This is a genomic window from Acinetobacter sp. FDAARGOS_558 (genome assembly GCF_003937785.1).
Taxonomy (GTDB): domain Bacteria; phylum Pseudomonadota; class Gammaproteobacteria; order Pseudomonadales; family Moraxellaceae; genus Acinetobacter; species Acinetobacter baumannii.
Window position 1 is genome coordinate 673,413 of record NZ_RKJH01000001.1, and the last position, 20,207, is coordinate 693,619.

Annotated in this window: 16 protein-coding genes; 6 read left to right on the forward strand and 10 right to left on the reverse strand. The window is 39.6% G+C overall.

All coding sequences use genetic code 11. The features are described 5' to 3' along the window. Positions 1–2: 2 nt before the first annotated feature. From murB to EGT34_RS03270, 3 genes are all read right to left on the reverse strand, one after another. Positions 3–1,037, reverse strand: a complete 1,035-nt coding sequence (gene murB / locus EGT34_RS03260) for a UDP-N-acetylmuramate dehydrogenase (protein WP_001166926.1) — start codon at positions 1,035–1,037, stop codon at positions 3–5. Positions 1,038–1,056: 19 nt separating this feature from the next. Continuing rightward, positions 1,057–1,560 carry a low molecular weight protein-tyrosine-phosphatase gene (locus EGT34_RS03265; RefSeq protein WP_000388070.1) on the reverse strand — a complete coding sequence of 168 codons (504 nt, stop codon included), beginning with the start codon at positions 1,558–1,560 and terminating at the stop codon, positions 1,057–1,059. A 300-nt stretch (positions 1,561–1,860) separates the two neighbouring features. After that, positions 1,861–3,105 (reverse strand): lactonase family protein, encoded by a 1,245-nt coding sequence (locus EGT34_RS03270; RefSeq protein ID WP_024437116.1) that lies wholly within the window; start codon positions 3,103–3,105, stop codon positions 1,861–1,863. A 225-nt stretch (positions 3,106–3,330) separates the two neighbouring features. On the opposite strand from EGT34_RS03270, the gene EGT34_RS03275 reads away from it, so the two are divergent. Next, entirely contained in the window at positions 3,331–4,488 is a 1,158-nt protein-coding gene (locus EGT34_RS03275) for an iron-containing alcohol dehydrogenase (protein WP_000017876.1), read from the forward strand. Beyond that, the gene (locus EGT34_RS03280) at positions 4,488–4,922 is read left to right on the forward strand and encodes an acyl-CoA thioesterase (protein WP_000165795.1); all 435 of its coding nucleotides are present in this window, start codon (positions 4,488–4,490) and stop codon (positions 4,920–4,922) included. The genes EGT34_RS03275 and EGT34_RS03280 overlap by 1 nt, the downstream gene beginning before the upstream one ends. A gap of 48 nt (positions 4,923–4,970) precedes the next feature. Here EGT34_RS03280 and EGT34_RS03285 read toward each other — a convergent pair whose 3' ends face one another. The 3 genes from EGT34_RS03285 to amvA all read right to left on the reverse strand — a co-directional run bounded on the left by EGT34_RS03285 (position 4,971) and on the right by amvA (position 11,349). Next, positions 4,971–7,199 (reverse strand): phosphocholine-specific phospholipase C, encoded by a 2,229-nt coding sequence (locus EGT34_RS03285; protein WP_000632993.1) that lies wholly within the window; start codon positions 7,197–7,199, stop codon positions 4,971–4,973. Positions 7,200–7,522: 323 nt separating this feature from the next. Next, on the reverse strand, positions 7,523–9,697 hold the full coding sequence (gene dnaX, locus EGT34_RS03290) for a DNA polymerase III subunit gamma/tau (RefSeq protein WP_075149819.1): 2,175 nt from the start codon (positions 9,695–9,697) through the stop codon (positions 7,523–7,525). A 173-nt stretch (positions 9,698–9,870) separates the two neighbouring features. Then, positions 9,871–11,349, reverse strand: coding sequence for a multidrug efflux MFS transporter AmvA (gene amvA, locus EGT34_RS03295; protein WP_001170310.1), 1,479 nt, complete (start codon positions 11,347–11,349; stop codon positions 9,871–9,873). Positions 11,350–11,474: 125 nt separating this feature from the next. Here amvA and EGT34_RS03300 point away from each other — a divergent pair, with 125 nt between their 5' ends. Beyond that, positions 11,475–12,053 (forward strand): TetR family transcriptional regulator, encoded by a 579-nt coding sequence (locus EGT34_RS03300; protein ID WP_000323805.1) that lies wholly within the window; start codon positions 11,475–11,477, stop codon positions 12,051–12,053. A gap of 47 nt (positions 12,054–12,100) precedes the next feature. Here EGT34_RS03300 and EGT34_RS03305 read toward each other — a convergent pair whose 3' ends face one another. From EGT34_RS03305 to EGT34_RS03315, 3 genes are all read right to left on the reverse strand, one after another. Continuing rightward, positions 12,101–13,360: a serine hydrolase domain-containing protein gene (locus tag EGT34_RS03305; protein ID WP_024437114.1), complete on the reverse strand. Its 1,260-nt coding sequence runs from the start codon at positions 13,358–13,360 to the stop codon at positions 12,101–12,103. Positions 13,361–13,432: 72 nt separating this feature from the next. Then, a complete protein-coding gene (locus EGT34_RS03310; protein ID WP_001097347.1) occupies positions 13,433–14,287 on the reverse strand; it encodes a MaoC family dehydratase in 855 nt (284 codons plus the stop codon). A 74-nt stretch (positions 14,288–14,361) separates the two neighbouring features. Further along, positions 14,362–15,753, reverse strand: a complete 1,392-nt coding sequence (locus EGT34_RS03315) for a 3-oxoacyl-ACP reductase (protein ID WP_000132115.1) — start codon at positions 15,751–15,753, stop codon at positions 14,362–14,364. Between the two features lie 235 nt (positions 15,754–15,988). Here EGT34_RS03315 and EGT34_RS03320 point away from each other — a divergent pair, with 235 nt between their 5' ends. After that, complete coding sequence (locus EGT34_RS03320; RefSeq protein ID WP_024437113.1) at positions 15,989–17,557, forward strand: acetyl-CoA C-acetyltransferase; 1,569 nt, start codon at positions 15,989–15,991, stop codon at positions 17,555–17,557. A gap of 66 nt (positions 17,558–17,623) precedes the next feature. Here the strand turns inward: EGT34_RS03320 and aceI are convergent, their stop codons facing one another. Beyond that, a complete protein-coding gene (aceI, locus tag EGT34_RS03325; protein WP_002010078.1) occupies positions 17,624–18,058 on the reverse strand; it encodes a chlorhexidine efflux PACE transporter AceI in 435 nt (144 codons plus the stop codon). 90 nt (positions 18,059–18,148) lie between these two features. On the opposite strand from aceI, the gene EGT34_RS03330 reads away from it, so the two are divergent. Continuing rightward, positions 18,149–19,042, forward strand: coding sequence for a LysR family transcriptional regulator (locus EGT34_RS03330; protein ID WP_001024736.1), 894 nt, complete (start codon positions 18,149–18,151; stop codon positions 19,040–19,042). Between the two features lie 130 nt (positions 19,043–19,172). Next, the gene (tal, locus tag EGT34_RS03335; RefSeq protein WP_000149857.1) at positions 19,173–20,162 is read left to right on the forward strand and encodes a transaldolase; all 990 of its coding nucleotides are present in this window, start codon (positions 19,173–19,175) and stop codon (positions 20,160–20,162) included. Positions 20,163–20,207: the final 45 nt, after the last annotated feature.

Below are 20,207 nucleotides of genomic sequence, written 5' to 3' on the forward strand. Positions count from 1 at the left end.
AACTATTCCGTATGATTTTCAATTAAACCTAAATTGTTATAAAGCACAGGCTCTGGTTCTAACATAATTTGGAAACGCTGTTCAACATCATGTTGTACAGCTTGATAAGTTTTCTTTACATCCGCAAGAGATGCATTGGCATAATTCACCAAAACCAAGGCTTGCTTATGGAACATTCCCACTACACCAAGCTGTTTACCTTTCCATCCAGCCTGATCAATTAACCAACCAGCAGCAATTTTAACGTTACCATTCGCTTGAGGATAATGCGGAATTGTTGAGAATTGTGCGATTAATCGTTCAAATTCTTGAGTATTTACAATCGGATTTTTAAAGAAACTTCCTACATTCGGATATTCTTTTGGATCAGGTAATTTACTTTGACGAATATGAATGACCTGATTTTGTAAATTTTCAGCAGTCAGGTTATCTCCTACTGCCTGTTTTAAATCACCGTAATTTAGCTTTAGATTGGCTTGTTTAAGCAGCTTAAAGGTGACATGAGTAATGATGTAACGAGCTGGGTCATCTTTAAAAATGCTATGACGGTAAGAAAAATGACAATCTGCTGCCGAAATTGATCCGGTTTGTTTTAATAGACGGTCATAGACTTGTACCGACTCAATAAACTCACCAACCTCAACACCATAAGCACCAATATTTTGCACTGGTGAAGCACCAACCAAGCCCGGAATAAGTGCCAAGTTCTGCAAGCCAAACCAACTCTGCTTTGTACTATATAAAACGAAATCGTGCCAAACCTGCCCTGCACCGACTTTAACTCGAATAAAATCCTGATCTTCAGATAAAACGTCTATACCCTGAATATCAAGATGAATAACTAAAGCATTAATTTGTTGCGGTAATAGCATGTTACTACCGCCAGATAATACAAGTACATTTAGCTCATGCTCTTTAGCAAAAGCTAAAGCTTCTTCAATATCTTGAATAGATTTGACCTTAGTGTAATGAGAAGCTGTAACATCTAAACTTAAAGTATTGAATGGCTTAAGCTGTACTTGATTTTGAATTTGCATTGTATTGAAAAACCTGTTCTTAAACATTCAATTGTTTTTTTAGGATATTAATCCACGCCAACGCACTTGATTCACATTGGTCGAGTACACGTTCAAAGCCCTCATCTCCACCATAGTAAGGGTCAGGCAGAGCTTGTTGTGGATATTGAGGATCATGTTCACTCATTAATGCCACTTTTGCCCGAATTTGATGACTGCCAAATTGGAAGATAGCTCTTTGTAGCAAGTCGTGAATATCATCAAAGTTTTGATGATCCATTGCCAAAATCAAATCAAAATCTAAAAAGTCTTGAGTTGAAAGTTGTCTTGCCCGCAAAGAAGATAAGTCATAGCCTCTTTTTTTTGCATGCAATTGGCTACGCTGATCAGGTGCTTTATTTGGATGATAATTACTTGTTCCAGCTGAATCGACAATGATATTGAGTTGATGCTGATCACAATAATGTCTAAAAACCACTTCAGCCGTGGGAGAACGGCAAATATTTCCTAAACAGACACATAACACCTTATACTGTGCTTCCATTAGAAATTTATTCCAACCACTTAAACTAAAAAATAAATAAGTATTTTACACGCAAAAATCTGCAAAAACCCGACAAAATTATTCATTATTATCAGGTTTGAATTGACCATTGTGACAAGCTCTCATTTTCTCAAAACTCACGCAGCTTGAAAAGTAAAATGAGAGATTTTAAAGGAATTTTCTATGTGCTCAATCCTCAACTCAATCTTGATTGCCTTTCAAGATTGAGTATCTGTAGCAATGAACACTGAAAAATGTAATAGCTTATAAATATTGCAGGATCAGTGTGAGAAAAAATTATTAAAAGAATTTGATATCAGTTGGAGTCGATATTTTAGCTGCATCGCCTAAAGGTTTTAATGAGCCATTTTTGGTATCAAAACGGAATAAGCTAATGTTATTACTATAAACATTCGTCACATACAGATATTTACCTGACTCATCAAATGAAAAAGCACGTGGTTCAATACCATTGGCCTTATAAACTTGTGGTTGACCTAAAAGCCCATTCTGTTGGATTTTAAATACCAAAAGTTTGTTGTCCGCACCACGATTTGCAGCGATCACATACTTACCATTTGGACTAAGAATAATTCCACTTGCACTCTTGAATTCAGGTGTTTTGTCTTCGTGAACTAGTTTTAGCTCAGCGACTTTTTTCAAATGGCCATCTTGTACGTTAAACGTCACAATTTCACTTCGCATTTCCGCGGTAATGTATGCCTGTTTACCATTTGGTGAAAAGACCATATGACGTGGACCAGAACCATGCTTAAAACTCACATCTCGGCTCTTGTCCGCTTCAAGTGGTTGAGGCTTACTTGGGTTGTAACGAAAAGCATAGACTTTGTCATTTCCAAGATCACTTGCATATAAATACTTACCATCTGGGCTAAAAGTTGTCGAATGGGCATGGCCACTATCCTGACGTCCTTTAACATGACCAGAACCCTCCGCAAAAACAATATTTTGTACCATTTCACCCAAATGTCCATTTGGTAAAATTGGCAAAACAGCGACACCGCCACGTCCTTTATCAAATGCAGAATAATTCGACACAAATAGGAATTTACCATCTAAACTGATGGATGCATGTGTTGGATGCCCGCCATGACTATTTACCGTGTTCAATACCTCTACCTTTCCGTTTTGAATCGATAATGCCGTTACCGCCCCTTCATTTTCTTCATTAGTGGTATATGCAAAACGGCCATCTTTCGATTTTACAACCCAAGATGGACTTTTCATTTGCAATACCTTAACAGGAGTTAAGGTCCCGTCAGCATTAACTTGTAGCTGGTACAAACCTTCACTGGCTTTTTCTGGTTTTTGCACAAGCGGTGCATCTGGGATAGATGTCCAGGTTCCTACTAAAGCGATTTGTTGTTGTGCTGCGTTTACTGTAGAGCCCCATCCAAATGACAAAAGCGTCAATGATAATGTTGCTGTTAATTTTTGAATTAGCTCACGATACTTAATATTTGCATATCCATTTTTGTCGGTATCCTTGCCGTATCCAGTTTTGACATCAGTATCTATTTTCACATGCATATCCTTAAAAAAATTTACCTTATTTGCATTTACCAATAAGGTATTCACAATCTAATTTCATTTAATGATTTTGAAAATTAGTTTATAAAATGCCAATTTTCAAGTGAATTTTCTTTAACTAAATGCAGCTTAAAAGCACAGCTACTTTTAAGAGAATTTGCAGAATGAATCCTATAGAATGCATCTATAATAATTTTCAAAAATAAGGAAATAATGTATATGAGCCATTTTCAGTTTCAGACCGTTCCCAACATTATTTCAGGACTCGGTTCTATACAAGAATTACAGAATGTGTTGGCATCAAAAACTTACCGCAAGTTATTACTGGTAACAGATGCAGGTATGATTAAAAATCAGTTACACCGGCCTATTCTTCAAATTTTAGATACTCTTAAAATTGAACATGTCATTTATGCTGATGTTCAGGCCGACCCACCAGAGCAAGTGGTATTAGATGCAGCGAATTATGCTAAACAGCAAAATGTAGATGTTATTGTCGGCTTTGGAGGCGGAAGTTCTTTAGATGTAGCCAAAGTGATTGCCTTACTCGCACATCCTAACCAAACTCAAAACCTACAAGAAATGTATGGGGTAAATCAGGTCAAAACAGCCCGACTTCCACTTATTTTAATTCCCACTACAGCCGGTACTGGCTCGGAAGTGACGCCCATATCAATAGTGACTACAGGTGAAACGACAAAAATGGGAATTGTCTCTCCGGTACTCTATGCCGATACAGCAATTCTTGATGCAACTTTTACTCAAAATCTACCTGCCCATATTACGGCTGCTACAGGTATTGATGCGATGGTCCATGCCATTGAGGCATATACCTCTAAACATAAGAAAAATATTTATACCGATATTTTAGCGAAGCACGCTTTAAAGCTGCTAAACCATAACTTACCGAAAGTTCTTAAAAACGGTAATGATTTAGAGGCGCGTCAGAACATGCTGTTCGGCTCAATGCTTGCGGGTCAGGCATTTGCAAACTCACCTGTTGCTGCCGTGCATGCTTTAGCCTATCCATTGGGTGGGCATTTTCATTTGTCGCATGGACATACCAATGCTTTGGTGCTCGTTGAAGTACTGAAATTTAATGCGCCTTATGCTAAACAATATTATGCAGAACTTATGCAATGGCTTGATCCATATAGCAACGGTAGCACCGATGGTTTGTGTGATCTGTTTATTGACCATATGCAAAATCACTTAGACCGTAGTGGTTTGACTTTAAAACTTAGCGATTTGAGTATTGAAGAGTCTAGCTTACCAAGACTTGCTCAAGATGCCATGTTGCAAACTCGATTACTGCAAAATAATCCACGTGACATGACAGAAGCAGCTGCTTTAGCAATTTATCAGGCGATTTATTAATGACTAAACCCGTTTTAAAAACTCGTGATCAATTTAAATTTTTTTTAGATATTCAAACTCGTTGGGCAGATAATGATATTTACGGTCATGTGAATAATGTGACCTACTATAGCTATTTTGATACGGCAGCCAATGCTTTGCTCATCCAGAAAACAGGTTTTGATATTCATGAAGCAAAATCAATTGGTTTAGTCGTTGACTCAGCTTGTAACTTTTTTCAAGAGTTATCATTTCCAGAAGTTATTCAGGTAGGCGTTGCGATTGGTAAAATTGGTACCACATCTTTACGCTATGAATTGGCAATCTTTAAACAAGGACAAGACCAAGCATCAGCTCAAGGACATTTTGTGCATGTGTTTGTTGATCGTGAAACACGCAAGACTGTTCCAATATCCGAGTCAGTCCGTGAAGTTTTAGAGAATTTTTTATTATAAAAAATGAGGCAAAAAGAAAATAAGTTCCTCTTTTTGCCTCATCCTAACTTAGATCATTGCAGGATCACTAAAGGAATCCTCACCTGTTTCGACTCGGCTAGCAAAACGTCGGTAATAATACGGATCACTCTCGCTCGTAACTTCAAAATCATACCAATGCCCAACATCAGCCAACGACCAATGTTGCTTAACAACTTGTCCCGCTTTTACGGTCAGTTGCAATGGCGCATCTTGTCGATATGCACAAGGTTTTACTGTCAATATTGTATCCTTGGTTCCCTCATTCATGAGTTCGACATAAACATCACCATTAGCAATGTCATAGCACACTCGAATTTCAGGTTTAACACCACTATCGATAATACGTTGAGTATCCCCTTTAAAATGACGATGGTAGCCATTTGGACCAAGTACCCATAGGTCATAACGGCCTAAGTTATCGTTTAAAGCATCCCACTCATCATCTAAAGTTTTATTCGGCTCGACAATATAACGCTTTGGAATACGGTCTAAATTGAGCTTGTCATATACGTGGAAAACCGCTGCTTGCTTACCCGTATTAGAAAAAATCAATTTCACCTTACCATCTGCTTTACAACGCGCACTGGTATGCAACTCATAAGGTAGCGCCCGTGATAGACGGATCCCACTTTGCTGAATGGGTAACTTAACATCCGTGGGTACAGGCACAGCTGGCAAAGTTTCTTGGTTTTCCCTTAGCGCATCTGCCTGCACACGTGTTTGTTTACCACTCAGCTGTGGTAAAACATCTCCATTTGGTGTTTTAAAGTTAAATGCACTAGTTAAATCACCACACACTGCACGGCGGTATGGACTGATATTCGGCTCTTTTACTCCAAAACGTTTTTCTAAAAACATGAGCACGGAAGTATGATCAAAAACTTGTGAGTTTACCCAACCACCACGGCTCCATGGGGAAATCACATATAACGGAACACGAGGACCTGGTCCATAAACTCGTCCATCCGGTGTAGGCTGTGAATGGCTTCCTTCAGGCTCGGCATGGTCAAAGTATTCGTCCTGCATATCGGCACTACTTAATGTCGATTTGCCAGCATACTGACCATTTTTAAGTCGAGATGGCGCTGATGGCGATGGCATATGGTCAAAGTAACCATCATTTTCATCAAAGTTGATAAGTAGCGCAGTTTTACTCCACACCTCTGGTACAGCAGTTAATGCGTCAATAATTTCTTGAATAAACCAAGCTCCTTGAACCGGGCTTGAAGGGTCTGGATGTTCGCAGTATATCGATGGCGCGTTAATCCAAGAAACTTGAGGTAACTTCCCTTCACGAATGTCTCTTTTAAAAGCGTCGAGATACTCTTCTGGTTTATTGCCCGGTAGCGTATTTGCAATGCCTTTATAGAGTGGATTTTTGGCATTATCAGTAGCCGCATCATAGGCTTTATACGGTAGTTTTTGACCCGTATCAGCATATGGTTTATTCGGCTCCCCACCGCTTGAAACGGGATAACCGGATGCAATGTTGGCCTTTCTAAAAGAACGGAATGCACCCAACATATTATCGCCCCATTCATCTGGCATATTCTGATAACAAATCCAGCTTATCCCTGCTTCTTCTAATCTTTCGGCATAGGTTTTCCAAGTGTAACCACGGTCTGCCGTTGCTGGGTTACCATCAATCCAGTCCCATTCATTATTTACAAATGAACGCTTGGTCGGTGTTGCACCATTGGTACCAGTTAAATGAAAAGAGCGGTTCGCATCTGTTCCGGTGTGCATGGAACAATGGTAGGCATCACAAATCGTAAAGGCATTGGCAAGTGCAAACTGATATGGGATTTCTTTTTCTTTAAAATAGCCCATAGATATATCGGTTTTATGAGTTGGCCAGTTTGCCATACGTCCATTGTCCCACGCCAACTGACTGTCATCCCACGTATGAGGCGTACCATCTGCACGCTGTGCATTATTGGCTGTTCCATCTAAGTGAAAAGGCGTTAAAACCTGGCCATTACTTCTCAGCTGTTCCCAGACACGGCGACCATTTGGCAGAGGGATCGTAAAACGGTCAGCAAAGCCTCGAACACCCTTTAACGTACCAAAATAATGGTCAAAAGATCGGTTTTCCTGCATTAAGATGATGACATGTTCAACATCCTGAATAGTGCCCGTTTTATTATTTGCAGGAATTGCTAGAGCTTTTTGAATACTCGATGGAAAAGCCGCTAACGCTGCAGCGCCAAAGCCCATATTTAAAGAGTAATTTAAAAATTTACGACGTGTAATCATGATCAGGTTCTTTTTATTATTTAAGTTTAAGGGGCACAGCGCATGACAGGCTTTTTACCTGTTTCTGGTGTATTCGAATTATCATTTGCGGAGTCGTTACAGCCACTCAGCAGAATGGCGCCGATTAATAAAAAATAAGAATATTTAAAGGAAGTTGTTCCGGTGCATTGCCTTTTCATGACGATATTAGTCCATTTAAAAACTTAAAATGGCTAACATAGGAAAGTACAATGACAGTGGCGTGACCTGAATATTTCAATCCAGTGAAAACTATGAAAATTCTATTTTTTCAAGTTTCTCACCAGATCAAAACTCAATTGAACTTAAGGCTTTAATTGAATATTTTGCAGCTCACCATCAAAAGTCTCTATGAGGCTTTTAATAACGGGTTGTTGCTGTAATAGTTCTGTAGCCCGATGGAAAGCTTTTTCTTTACGAACGCTTTGCATAACATACGGTGTAGCAGTATTGACTGCACCATACTCGACCGTAAATTGTGTATTTGGCCACTGCTGCTTTAAAGCTTCAATTAGGGCTTGTTGTAGCTGAGTCAACATATTTTCATATTCTTGAGGAATATGGAAAACCGTGTTGCCACCAATTTCCCCAGTCATCACACCATGTTGAGCAAGTTCTTGAACGGCTGGAGAAAGCTGGCTATTTCTAAACCAAAACTCCCACTTTTCAAGTGTCCACTCACCTTCCAAAGTTTGTGATGGCAACTTTAAAATATCTTGTGGCATCAGTTGGCTGTTATCTGTTGCGTTAGGCTCTTTTACCACCGCAACTGTTTCAACAATTTCAGCTTGCACCAATGACTGTTGTTCAATAACAGGTTCAGAAATCAAGTCATAAGCTGACATACCTTGAGCAAGTGAAAATTCAGCACTCGATGCTTCAAATAAACCTATAGGCTCAGCAGTAGAAGCTGGTTCAGGTTCGATTTGTTTGACTTGGGTTTCAGCCTGAACTTGTACTAACTTTTGTTCTGGTACCGGAATGAAATCTTCCTCAAGAACACTAACAGTCTCTTGAACAACTGCTGACTCAAGTCCAAACAACTCATGATGATTTGGGTCAAATACCATTAAGTCCTGATTAGGTTCAGGTTCAGGTTCAGGTTCAGGTTCAGGTTCAGGTTCAGGTTCAGGTTCAGGTTCAGGTTCAGGTTCAGGTTCAGGTTCAGGTTCAGGTTCAGGTTCAGGTTCAGGTTCAGGTTCAGGTTCAGGTTCAGGTTCAGGTTCAGGTTCAGGTTCAGGTTCAGGTTCAACCATAGCGGGTTGGCTAATAACTTCAACAGGCTGAACAGCACTTACAGGAGTAATCTCTTGGGCTGGTTGAGCTTGTGAATTTAGGCCTACTTCTCCTTGCCCATTTTGTTGAACAGGCTCTGAAACTAAAATTTCATTTGGTGCTAAAGGACGGAATGCCAATAATCGTAAAACGCACATTTCAAAACCTTGCTCTTGCGTTACAGCAAGCTGCAAGTCTGAACGGCCTTTACATGCGATTTGGTAGTAAAGCTGCAAATCTTGAGCAGAAATCAGCTTAGAAAGCTGAAGAATTTTGGCATTAATTTCTTCACTATACTTTAAGCCGAGCTCTGGTAAATATTGTAATAAAGCCAACTCATGCAATGTTGAAATGAGCTGATCCAGTACTAACGAGACATCTAAGGCTTGATATCTAAATTGGAGTAATAACTGGCTCACTTTTTCACGTTGGTTTTGATGAACCGCTAAAATCAAATCATATATGATCGTACGGTCAATCAGGCCAAGCATTTCTTTAACATCTTGATGATGTACAGCACCTTGCCCATAAGCAATGGCTTGGTCAGTTAAAGATAATGCATCACGTAATGAACCTTGAGCAGATTCGGCAATTTGCCAAATTGCATCTTGGTCAGCAGTAATCTGTTCTTTTTCAAGAATAGCACCGAGGTGCTTGGTAATTTCATCTACAGCTAAAGGTCTTAGAGTAAATTGCAAACAACGTGAAATAACCGTAATCGGTAGCTTTTGTGGGTCTGTCGTTGCAAACAAAAACTTAACGTGTTCTGGTGGTTCTTCTAGTGTTTTTAATAACGCATTAAAAGAATGCGTAGAGAGCATATGTACTTCATCAATCAGATAAACTTTAAAACGACCTTGCGTTGGTGCATAAGGAACGTTGTCTAAAAGTTCACGCGTATCTTCTACTTTTGTTCGTGAAGCAGCATCGATTTCGATTAGGTCAATAAAACGGCCTTCATTTACCGCCTTACAAGTGGCACAAACTTCACATGGCGTAGAAGTCACACCTGTTTCACAGTTCAAACACTTGGCTAAAATACGTGCAATTGTAGTTTTACCTACACCACGCGTTCCTGTAAATAAATAAGCATGGTGAAGACGACCGCGTTCCAATGCACTACTTAATGCACGAGAAACATGGTTTTGTCCCACTAACTCATTGAAATTACGTGGACGGTATTTTCTAGCAAGTACTTGATACATGTATGCTCCTTGTTACAGGCATAAGCATACTTTGTTTTTAAAAGAGTGTGAACGTATAAAGCTCATATCCGTACAGATAAACTGCGAACTACATCATTTGTCTGGACTATCAGTGAATTTTAAAGTTTCGAAGAAAAAGTTTTCTATCGAAACTTTAAATACTGTGAAAAATATTAATTTACTTTCTTCGGAAAACTAAACCAGACAAATACAGTTAAAAGGAAGAAACAGATCGCTGAGAGGGTAAGCACCCAACTATGTGCATAGCTAAAAGCTTGCTGCGCCACTACAACTAATTGCCCTCCTAAAGGATTTTCAAGGGTAGACGCTAATTGCATGGTTTCTCCAATCGAGATACTCGCTTTTTCAATTAAGTCTGACGGAAGCTCGGCTGGCAAAATAATTGAACGACTATAAAACCAAGATAACATTAACCCAAATATAGCAACGCCCAAACCAGCCCCAAGCTCGTAAGCCATCCCTTCAATGGCACCTGCTGCACTCGCCTTTTGCGGTGGTACAGATGACATAATGGCAGCAGTTGAGGCTAGTAAGGCAATCTCAATGCTAAAGCCTAAAAAGACCATACACGTCCATGCTAAAAAGTGGTCGGTTGAAAAATTAAGCTGAGCAAGCCCCCACAAACTGAGCGCGCTCACTAAAATACCTAGGCTCGATACTCTACGTAAACCCCATTTATTTAAACAAATACCTGCTAATGGACCACCTAAACTAATTGCAATCATAAATGGAATAATAAACATCGCCGCCTGTAATGGAGAAAACCCGTGTACAAACTGCAACTCCTGAGACAGTAATAATTCAAAGCCAACCAAAGCAATCATGGAAACAACCGCCATAACAATGCTGGTAGAAATCACAGGATGTTTAAATAATTCCAGATCAATCATTGGTGTCGTAGCTCTTTTTTGGCTTCGAATGAAGTGAATTAATGTGCTTATACCCACCACAAACATCACAACCGTGAGCACCGAGAAGTTATACATAGCCGATTTAATTGAATAGATGAGGCTTAAAATTGCTACAACCAAAACTAAAGCTTGCCCTAAGTTAATTGGCTGATCAGTTTTCTCTTGTTGTTTAGGAATGATCATCACGATCATAACTAGAACGGCTAAAATAATCGGGATATTAATAAGGAATACAGCTCCCCAGTGGAAATGCTCTAATACAAAACCACCGACTAATGGACCAAAAGCTGCTCCACCTCCACCTACTGTAGACCAAAGACCAAGTGCAAAATTTCTCTGCTTTTCTTCGGTAAAAGCATTACGGATACCGGATAAAGTGGCAGGAATAAGCATAGCTGCCCCTAGGCCTAAAACAGCACGAGAAGCAATTAAGGCATAGGCAGTTGGAGAAAAAGCCGCAGCTAACGAACCCACACCAAAAACTGCGGTTCCAATAAATAATAATTTTTTAAAGCCAATACGATCACCGAGTGCACCCATCGGCAAAATCAAACCCGCCATAATCAGCGAATAAATATCAATAATCCATAAAAGCTGATTGGCAGTTAAATTCAATGCTGCACTTAAAGATGGTGTTGCAACATGCATCACCGTTGCATCAATCGTAACTGGTAAATAAATGAGGACGATAATTGTCAGGATTAACCATTTTTTTTGCATAACGCTCTTCGATATCCAAAACTTGGACATGTGTTCAAATTGCGGTTATTATATACACAACTGGACACTTGTCCAACTTTAAATTTTAATGTAGTTTGTGTCGAATTCAGTCAGGTGTAAGAAACATGGCCTATCTTAATCGCGATCAACGCAGAGAAATGATTCTGCAAGCTGCCATGCAAATTGCTTTGGCTGAAGGTTTTACTGCCATGACGGTACGCCGAATCGCAACAGAAGCACAAACCTCTACCGGACAAGTCCATCATCATTTTTCTTCGGCATCTCATTTAAAAGCTGAAGCTTTTTTAAAGCTGATGGAACAGCTTGATGAAATTGAACAAACTCTCCAAACAACCAGCCAATTTCAAAGACTTTTCATCTTATTAGGCGCAGAAAATATCGACAGACTTCAGCCCTACTTACGTTTATGGAATGAAGCTGAACTCTTGATTGAACAAGATGCAGAAATACAAAAAGCGTATAACCTCGCCATGCAAAGTTGGCATCAAGCTATTGTGCAATCGATTGAATGCGGTCAAAAAGAAGGCGAATTTAAAAATAGGTCTAATTCCACAGATATTGCGTGGCGACTCATTGCCTTTGTGTGTGGATTAGAAGGGATTTATAAACTTGGTTTACAAGGTTTAGTTGAAGAAGATTTTAAGCGTCATACCGAAGCAATTATTCGCCTAGAATTATTATAAATGTTGAGCTGGCATTGCTTAAAAATACCAGCTTTAAAATACTAAAATTAGAACCAGCCTTTACGGCCTTTTAAAATTTGGTCGGTGCAACGTAAAGCTTCTTGAGTCAGCCCCCACAAACGATAATCGCCTGTAATTGAACCAATCTGGAAGTTATGGGTATAGGCAAAGCTGAGGTCACGCTCAGGATCACACCACGCTCCTGAACCATTGTAACCAATATGCCCAAATCCATTTTTAGCTCGTTTACCCATGGTAATAATGCGGTGATATCCTAAGCGCCAATTCATCGGTATTGGCATGACACGATCACGTGCATAACTTTGAATAGTACTAAGTTCTTTAAATATTTCTGGGCGAATCAATTGCTGTCCATCCCATTCACCTTGATTTGCTAGCATCGCATAAATTTTAGCAAGGCTATTTGCAGTAAATGTCCCGTTCGCTGCCGGAATGACTGCTTGCAGTCCCTCATCACTAAAGAAACTAAAATTTTTCATTCCTTTTGGAATCATGGCATCCTGAAAGTCTTGCGGGTCTTGACCCGTCCATGTAATCACTTTTTCAGAGAGTGAACTCTTACGCATCTGTGGCTTTTTAGGTTTTTCAACTTGAGTAGATGCTGGTTTTTCTGGTTTTGGTTGAATAATTAAACGTGCTACACGATCCAACTCATTTGCAGGCGTTCCAAAATAAGCACCATCTAACTGTAATGGCTCAACAAGATAATTTTGCATGAGCTGATCTAGAGGTTGACCAGTTGCTTTTTCAAGTACGCCACCGACAAGCCAACCGAATGTTAAAGCTTGATAAGCATTGCCCTCTCCTGCAAGGAATCTTGGCTTAGTCGCCGCGACCACATCTAACATATGTGACCAGTCGAGCATTTCTCTCGCACTTTCGATGATATTTCGAACATCAAACATGCCGCTTTGATGGCTTAGCACATGACGCAAAGTCATTTGCTCTTTTCCATTTTGAGCAAACTCAGGCCAATAGGTCGCAATCGGTTTGTCGTATTCTAAAAACCCTTCACTTACCAAAATATGCGCTAAAGTTGCAAGTACACCTTTACCCGTAGAGTAGCAAACTGCCAATGTGTCAGGTTGCCAAGCTTCAGTTTGTGATTTTAGACCGGTGTAGATATCTACAACTTTTTGGCCTCTAAAATAAACCGCTAAAGCAGCTCCACCTTGTCCTGTTCTAGCATCTTGAAGACGGCTGAACTGGTGAGCTAAATCAATAAAACGTTCATCTAAAATACCGTGATAGTTATGGGTATCGGCCAGTAAAATTTCTTTAATCACATGAAGTTCCTTGCATTTTTTTGTTATTTTGCTCAAAAGCAGCCCAAACCTCTGTTCAGGCTGCTGCTATTTTTATAATGCTTTTACAGTTCCTGCAACATGCGGTTTTTGTGATTTGGCATTACGAATCAAGAAATCTGTCTTTTTATCTGCATTTGCCGTTAAAAACTCAACTTTTGATGGCAAGAACATTGGCAGCTTAAACCATACATCTGCTTCATAAGCATTTGGTAATTCAAGATTCGCTAATGCTTTCGCTTTACTCCACATGCCATGCGCAATTGCTTGCTTAAAGCCAAATGCTTTTGCTGTAATGGCATGAATATGAATTAAGTTAAAATCACCAGACACTTTCGCGTAACGGCGGCCTGTATTTTCTAAAATATTCCACTCTGCCTTTGGCACATAAGCTGGTACTTGTTCTTCTTTGGCTTTCTCACCTACTCTTTTCTCGACTTTTTGACGAGATAAATAAGTCGTTAAGCCTTCCATCACCACTTCATTGCCAACTTTTGCCGTGGTAATAAAGTCAAACTGAACGCCTTTATCATGTGGTTTTAGTTCCCCAAATTTACATAACAGAGTGAGTTTTTCAGTTACGCCAATCAGTCTGGTCTGTTTAATCTGGTTACGAATATGCACTAAACCTAAAATTGGAAATGGGAAGGCTTCTGCTGTCATCATGTGCATTTGCAAGCTTTGAGAAAGTACCGCTAAATAAATTGCAGGTACAAAGCCATTATTTTGAAAGCCACATACTTCGTTATAAGCCTTCAAATGGTTCTGATCAATTTCTAGGGTATCTACCACATATTCAACTTGCGGTAATATTTTTGGACCTTTCGGTTTTTTAAAAATTAAACCTTGCACTACTTTTGGATAAGCCAATGCCGCTTTTGGTAGTTGGCTAAAATGACGAGTATTCATACCTAACCTTTTATAATTTATAGATTCTTGAATAAAAAAGGGATGCACAAGCACCCCTCTTTAACTAAAAGTGCTTAAGCGCCCAACAAGCTTTGACCGCACACGCGTACAACGTTGCCATTTACACCTGTAGAAGCAGTTGATGCAAACCATGCAATTGTTTCTGCTACATCAACAGGTAAACCGCCTTGTTGCATTGAGTTCATACGGCGACCAGCTTCACGAATTGCAAATGGAATCGCAGCAGTCATTTGAGTCTCAATAAAGCCAGGTGCTACTGCGTTAATGGTAATACCATTTTTTAAGATAGGCGCAGTAAATTTCACTAGGCCAATTACACCCGCTTTCGATGCAGCATAGTTTGTTTGACCAAGGTTACCAGCAATACCGCTAATTGATGATACACAAACAATACGGCCATTTGCGTTTAGACCATCGTTTTCTAACAAGTAGTCATTTACGCGTTCAGCAGCAGACAAGTTAATGTTAATTACCAAGTCCCAAAGCTCTGGCTTCATGTTTGCCAAAGTTTTGTCACGAGTAATACCCGCGTTATGAACGATAATATCTAAACCGCCTTGTTTTGCCGCAGCAGCTTTAATTTTTTCGCCCGCATCAGCAGCTGTAATGTCAATTGCCAATGTAGAACCGCCAATATCAGCAGCTACACGGTCAAGATCAGCTTGTTGTTGTGGTACGTCTAAACAAATAACATGCGCACCGTCACGTGCCAACACATGTGCAATTGCCTCACCAATACCACGACTTGCGCCAGTTACTAATGCAGTTTTTCCAGCAAGCGGTTTTGCCCAATCAACATCAACCACATCTGCTTTAGATACACGAATTACTTGACCAGATACATAAGCTGAACGTGGAGAAAGCAAGAAACGTAATGTTGATTCAAGGTTTGCAGCAGCACCTTCGTCTACATACACAACTTGAGCAGTAATACCCTTTTTAAATTCTTTACCTACAGATTTGATAAAGCCTTCAAGTGCACGCTGAGCAATCGCCTGTTTCACAGTTTTTGCAGTTTCTGGCGTTGTACCAATAACAATCACTCGACCAGAAGTCGCGACTTGACGTGCAATCGGGTTAAAGAATTTATAAAGTTCGTTTAACTGTTCTGAATTTTGAATACCAGACGCATCAAATACAACTGCTTTGAATTTTGATTCTTTATCGCCTGCATTGAATGGACGTAAATTTAAACCAACTTTTGCAGCTTCTTGTTGTAATGCAACATTATTGCCTACATAGCTATCTGCATGAATATTGCTAAGTACTTGTGCAATCGCACCAGACAAAACGCTTGACGGCGCCGCGCCAACCAATACTGCACCTTTCACTACTGGCTGAGCACTTTCAAAACGCTCTAATACAACAGGCGAAGGTAAACCCAGATTTTTAACAACGAATTTACCAATAGGAGATTGCGTAAATGCTTGGTATTGATCAGTCATGATTATTATCTCTCAAAGAAATGAATTTTCTACGACAGGCTTCATTATGTTATGAGATGGATAGAAACAATATGAAAGCAGTCGTTCATTAGAGTTACTCCAAATCATACTTGAGTTCATCTTTGGATGTCTTGACCTGAATGCTATCTACAATGTCATTCTAGTCAATACAGGTCTATTTGAATTGTGTTAAGGTAGCTAACAAGAATATCGTTATTATGCTTGGAAAAGCCTTATGAGCAAAACAACTCAAGAAAATCCAGCAGTCGAGAATTCTGCTCAGGAAAAAGTGTCAAATACATCAAAGTCGGCTTCTAACACGGCTAAGCGTAACAGCACTACTCCTAAAGCAGCAACTAATACACCAAAAACGACACGTACTCGTTCAACGACTGCACCTGCACGTAGCCCTCGTAGTAAGAGCGCTGCTTCAGCAACCCCGTCTACATCTTCAAATGTAGCTGCAGCACCAAAAGCAACAAAAACCAAAACTTCTGTTCAACAGGATAAAACCATGAGTCAAAACACTGTTCGCCGCGTTGCAATCCTTGGTGGCAACCGTATTCCATTTGCACGTTCAAATACTGCCTACTTTAAAGCGTCTAATTCTGACATGCTGACAGCAGCATTGAATGGTTTGGTTGAGCGCTTTAACTTACAAGGTAAACGTATTGGCGAAGTTGTTGCGGGCGCTGTTTTAAAACATAGCCGTGACTTCAACATGACTCGTGAAGTTGTATTGAGCACAGATCTTGCTCCTGAAACTCCTGCCTACGACATCCAAATTGCATGTGGTACAGGTTTACAAGCAGCATTTGTTGTTGCTAACAAAATTGCGCTTGGTCAAATCGACGTAGGTATTGCAGGTGGCGTAGATACAACTTCTGACGCACCGATTGCTGTAGGTGATAGTTTACGTAAGGTTTTACTTGAGCTTAATGTTGCTAAAACAGGTAAAGACCGTCTTAAAGCTTTAACAAAAATTGATTTTAAAAAGCTTCTTGATGCACCAAGCAATGGTGAACCACGTACTGGCCTTTCAATGGGTGAGCACCAAGCAATCACTGCATTAGAATGGGGTATCACTCGTGAAGCACAAGACGAGCTAGCTGCAAGCAGCCATCAAAAACTTGCTGCTGCTTATGAGCGTGGTTTCTTTGATGACTTAATGACTCCATTCTTAGGTCTTAACCGTGACAACAACTTACGTCCTGACAGTACAGTTGAAAAACTTGCTAAGTTAAAACCAGTTTTCGGTAAAGGTGAAACTGCAACAATGACAGCGGGTAACTCAACTCCGTTGACTGATGGTGCTTCTGTGGTATTGCTTGCTTCTGAAGAATGGGCAAAAGAAAACGGACATGAAGTTTTAGCTTATCTTTCTTTCTCTGAAACAGCAGCTGTTGACTTCATTGGCAAGAACGGTCCTAAAGAAGGCTTATTGATGGCTCCTGCTTATGCAGTACCTCGTATGCTTAAGCGTGCTAACCTTAAGCTTCAAGACTTCGATTTCTACGAAATCCATGAAGCATTTGCATCTCAAGTACTCTCTACCTTAAAAGCTTGGGAAGATGAAAAATTCTGTAAAGAACGTCTTGGCTTAGATGCACCATTGGGTTCAATTGACCGCTCTAAACTGAACGTAAATGGTTCATCTTTAGGTGCAGGTCACCCATTTGCTGCAACTGGTGGTCGTATCTTGGCTACTGCAGCTAAATTAATTAATGAAAAAGGTTCAGGCCGCGCATTAATCTCGATCTGTACAGCAGGCGGTGAAGGTGTGGTTGCGATTGTAGAAAAATAATTTCTATTTATCGACCAAAAAAATAAGCACCCATCTGGGTGCTTATTTCATTTCAATCTATGTGAATTAATGAAGTGATGCTGCTTTAGCATTTGGGAAAAACTTATCTTCAATATGGTCATAGCACCACTGGAAAATAAAGGTATAAACCAAAATACATAAGGTCAAACCTATATCTAAAATAAATGCATCAATCACTGTCATCTGCATCATATATGCAATCATTGGAACAGTCGCAATCAGCAAACCACCCTCAAAACCAATCGCATGTAAAATCCGCACAGGGATCGTTCTTTCCCAATTAAATTTATGTTCTACTTTTTCGAAATAGTGGTTAAAAATCATATTCCAGAAAACTGAAACCACTGCCATAAACACACCAAGTGTTCCGGTCACTTCCATCGGCATGTCAAAAATAAAACTTAATGCAATCGCAATGATGACCAACAAAATTCCTTCATAACTGATTGCATGAATGAGTCTTCTCTTGGAAATCAACATTTTTAAATACTCAATAATAACTTGGATAATGTGCATTTTATTTTTATAATTTTGATTAATCCAATTAGGTTCTTTCAATTTTTTTGACAGATGAATATTAATCAAGAACAACTACTCATGTTCCAAGCCGTTATGGAAACAGGTTCATTTTCAGCAGCAGCAAGGAAACTCGGTAAAGTCCCCTCTGCTGTGAGTATGTCAATTGCTAATTTAGAAATTGATCTGAACCTGACTTTATTTGAACGTAAAGGTCGCGAACCTACTCCTACAGCCGAAGCACGAGTGCTATATGAAAAAACGGCGCAACTATTGATTGAAATGAATCAATGGAAACAGCACGCGCATGCATTAAGTACTGGGTTGGAACCTAATCTTACTATTGTTGTGGTATCTGAACTGCTACATACCAATTGGACCGACTATGTTTGCCTACTAGAAAGTCGCTTTCCCGATCTACAAATTAATATTGTGTCTGCCCCTCAAGAAGATGCGCTTCAAATGTTATTAGATGGAACTGCCCAACTGGCCCTTATGTTTGAACGTGAGCATTTAGACAATAGAGAACAGTTTGTTGAACTCAAACGTGAAGCCTTAATTCCGGTTATTTCAAAAACCCATCCGCTCGCAAGCCAAGAGCATGTCTCATATGAGCATATTTTAGGTACTAGACAAATTGTGGTGGCAAGTCGAGATGAAACATTAAAACCCGAATTATTATTTTCAAAACATTACTGGCGTACAGATAACCACCACTCTGCTTGCTTAATGATTTTACGTAATTTAGGTTGGGGCGTACTTCCACAAGAGATGTTTAAAGAAAATCCCGAGTTAAACAACAAGCTTAAAGCATTAGATGTATTTGATTTTACGCCTCGATTTGAATATTACGTTGATTTGGTCTGGAGCCGCGAAAGTGAACTCGGAGCTGCTGCACGGTTTTTGATTGACTATATTCGTAATAAGCGAATGCAACCAGCTCCGTAAAATCATTTCAATTTAGATGCAGAACCTAAACGTTTTTCTTTGAAACATAACAATTGATATATCGACAGTATGGATAGAGTTTGTGCTATAAAGAAAACATAAGATTTTTTATTGAAGATGTTGAATATCAATGACTCATACAGCACTTGACCAATTAAAAACATTAACGACCGTTGTTGCTGACAGTAGCGACCTTGAAGCAATTCGTAAATTTCGTCCCTTAGATGCTACGACGAATCCTTCGTTAATTACCGCTGCAGCAGAGCAACCAGAAAGTAAAGAGCTCATTGAAGATGCTTATTATCAAGCCAAAGAAGAAGGCTATAAAAATGATGAACTGATTGAAAGAACCATTAATATTTTAACCGTAAAATTTGGTGTAGAAATTTTAAAACTCATTGAAGGCCGTGTTTCTACAGAAGTCGATGCTGCACTTTCATATGACACCGAAGCGACCATTCAAAAAGCGCATGAATTATGTGAGCTTTATAAAGGGTATGGGATCGATCAGTCACGTATTCTTATTAAAATTGCATCGACTTGGGAAGGTATTCAAGCGGCTAAAGTGTTAGAAGCTGAAGGTATTGCTTGTAACCTCACTCTCCTTTTCGGTTTACATCAAGCCCAAGCATGTGCAGATGCCAAAGTTACTTTAATCTCACCTTTTGTAGGCCGTATTTTAGACTGGTACAAAAAAGCTGAAGGTGTAGACTCTTACCCAATCGAGAAAGATCCAGGTGTGGTTTCAGTTAAGAAAATCTACACTTACTACAAGCAGCAAAATATTCCAACTCAAGTCATGGGTGCGAGCTTCCGTAGCATCGACCAAGTGCTAGGCCTTGCAGGATGTGATTTGCTTACGATCTCTCCAAGCTTGCTAACGCAGCTTGAACAAGATACGCGTACAGTCGATGCAGCACTTGATGCGAACAAAGCAAAACAGGCAGAAGCGATTGTTAGACCAGCTCAAGATGAGCAAAGTTTTAAAGATGAACTTAACCATGACTTAATGGCATTCCAACTTTTACAAGGTGGTGTTGATGGCTTTATTAAAGCGCGAGATCAATTAAGTCTTTTATTACGTCAATCTTTTGGAATTGATGCAGAAATTAAATCTTAAAAACTGCACTTTTCATACAAAATTACCGATTTTTGTTATCATGAC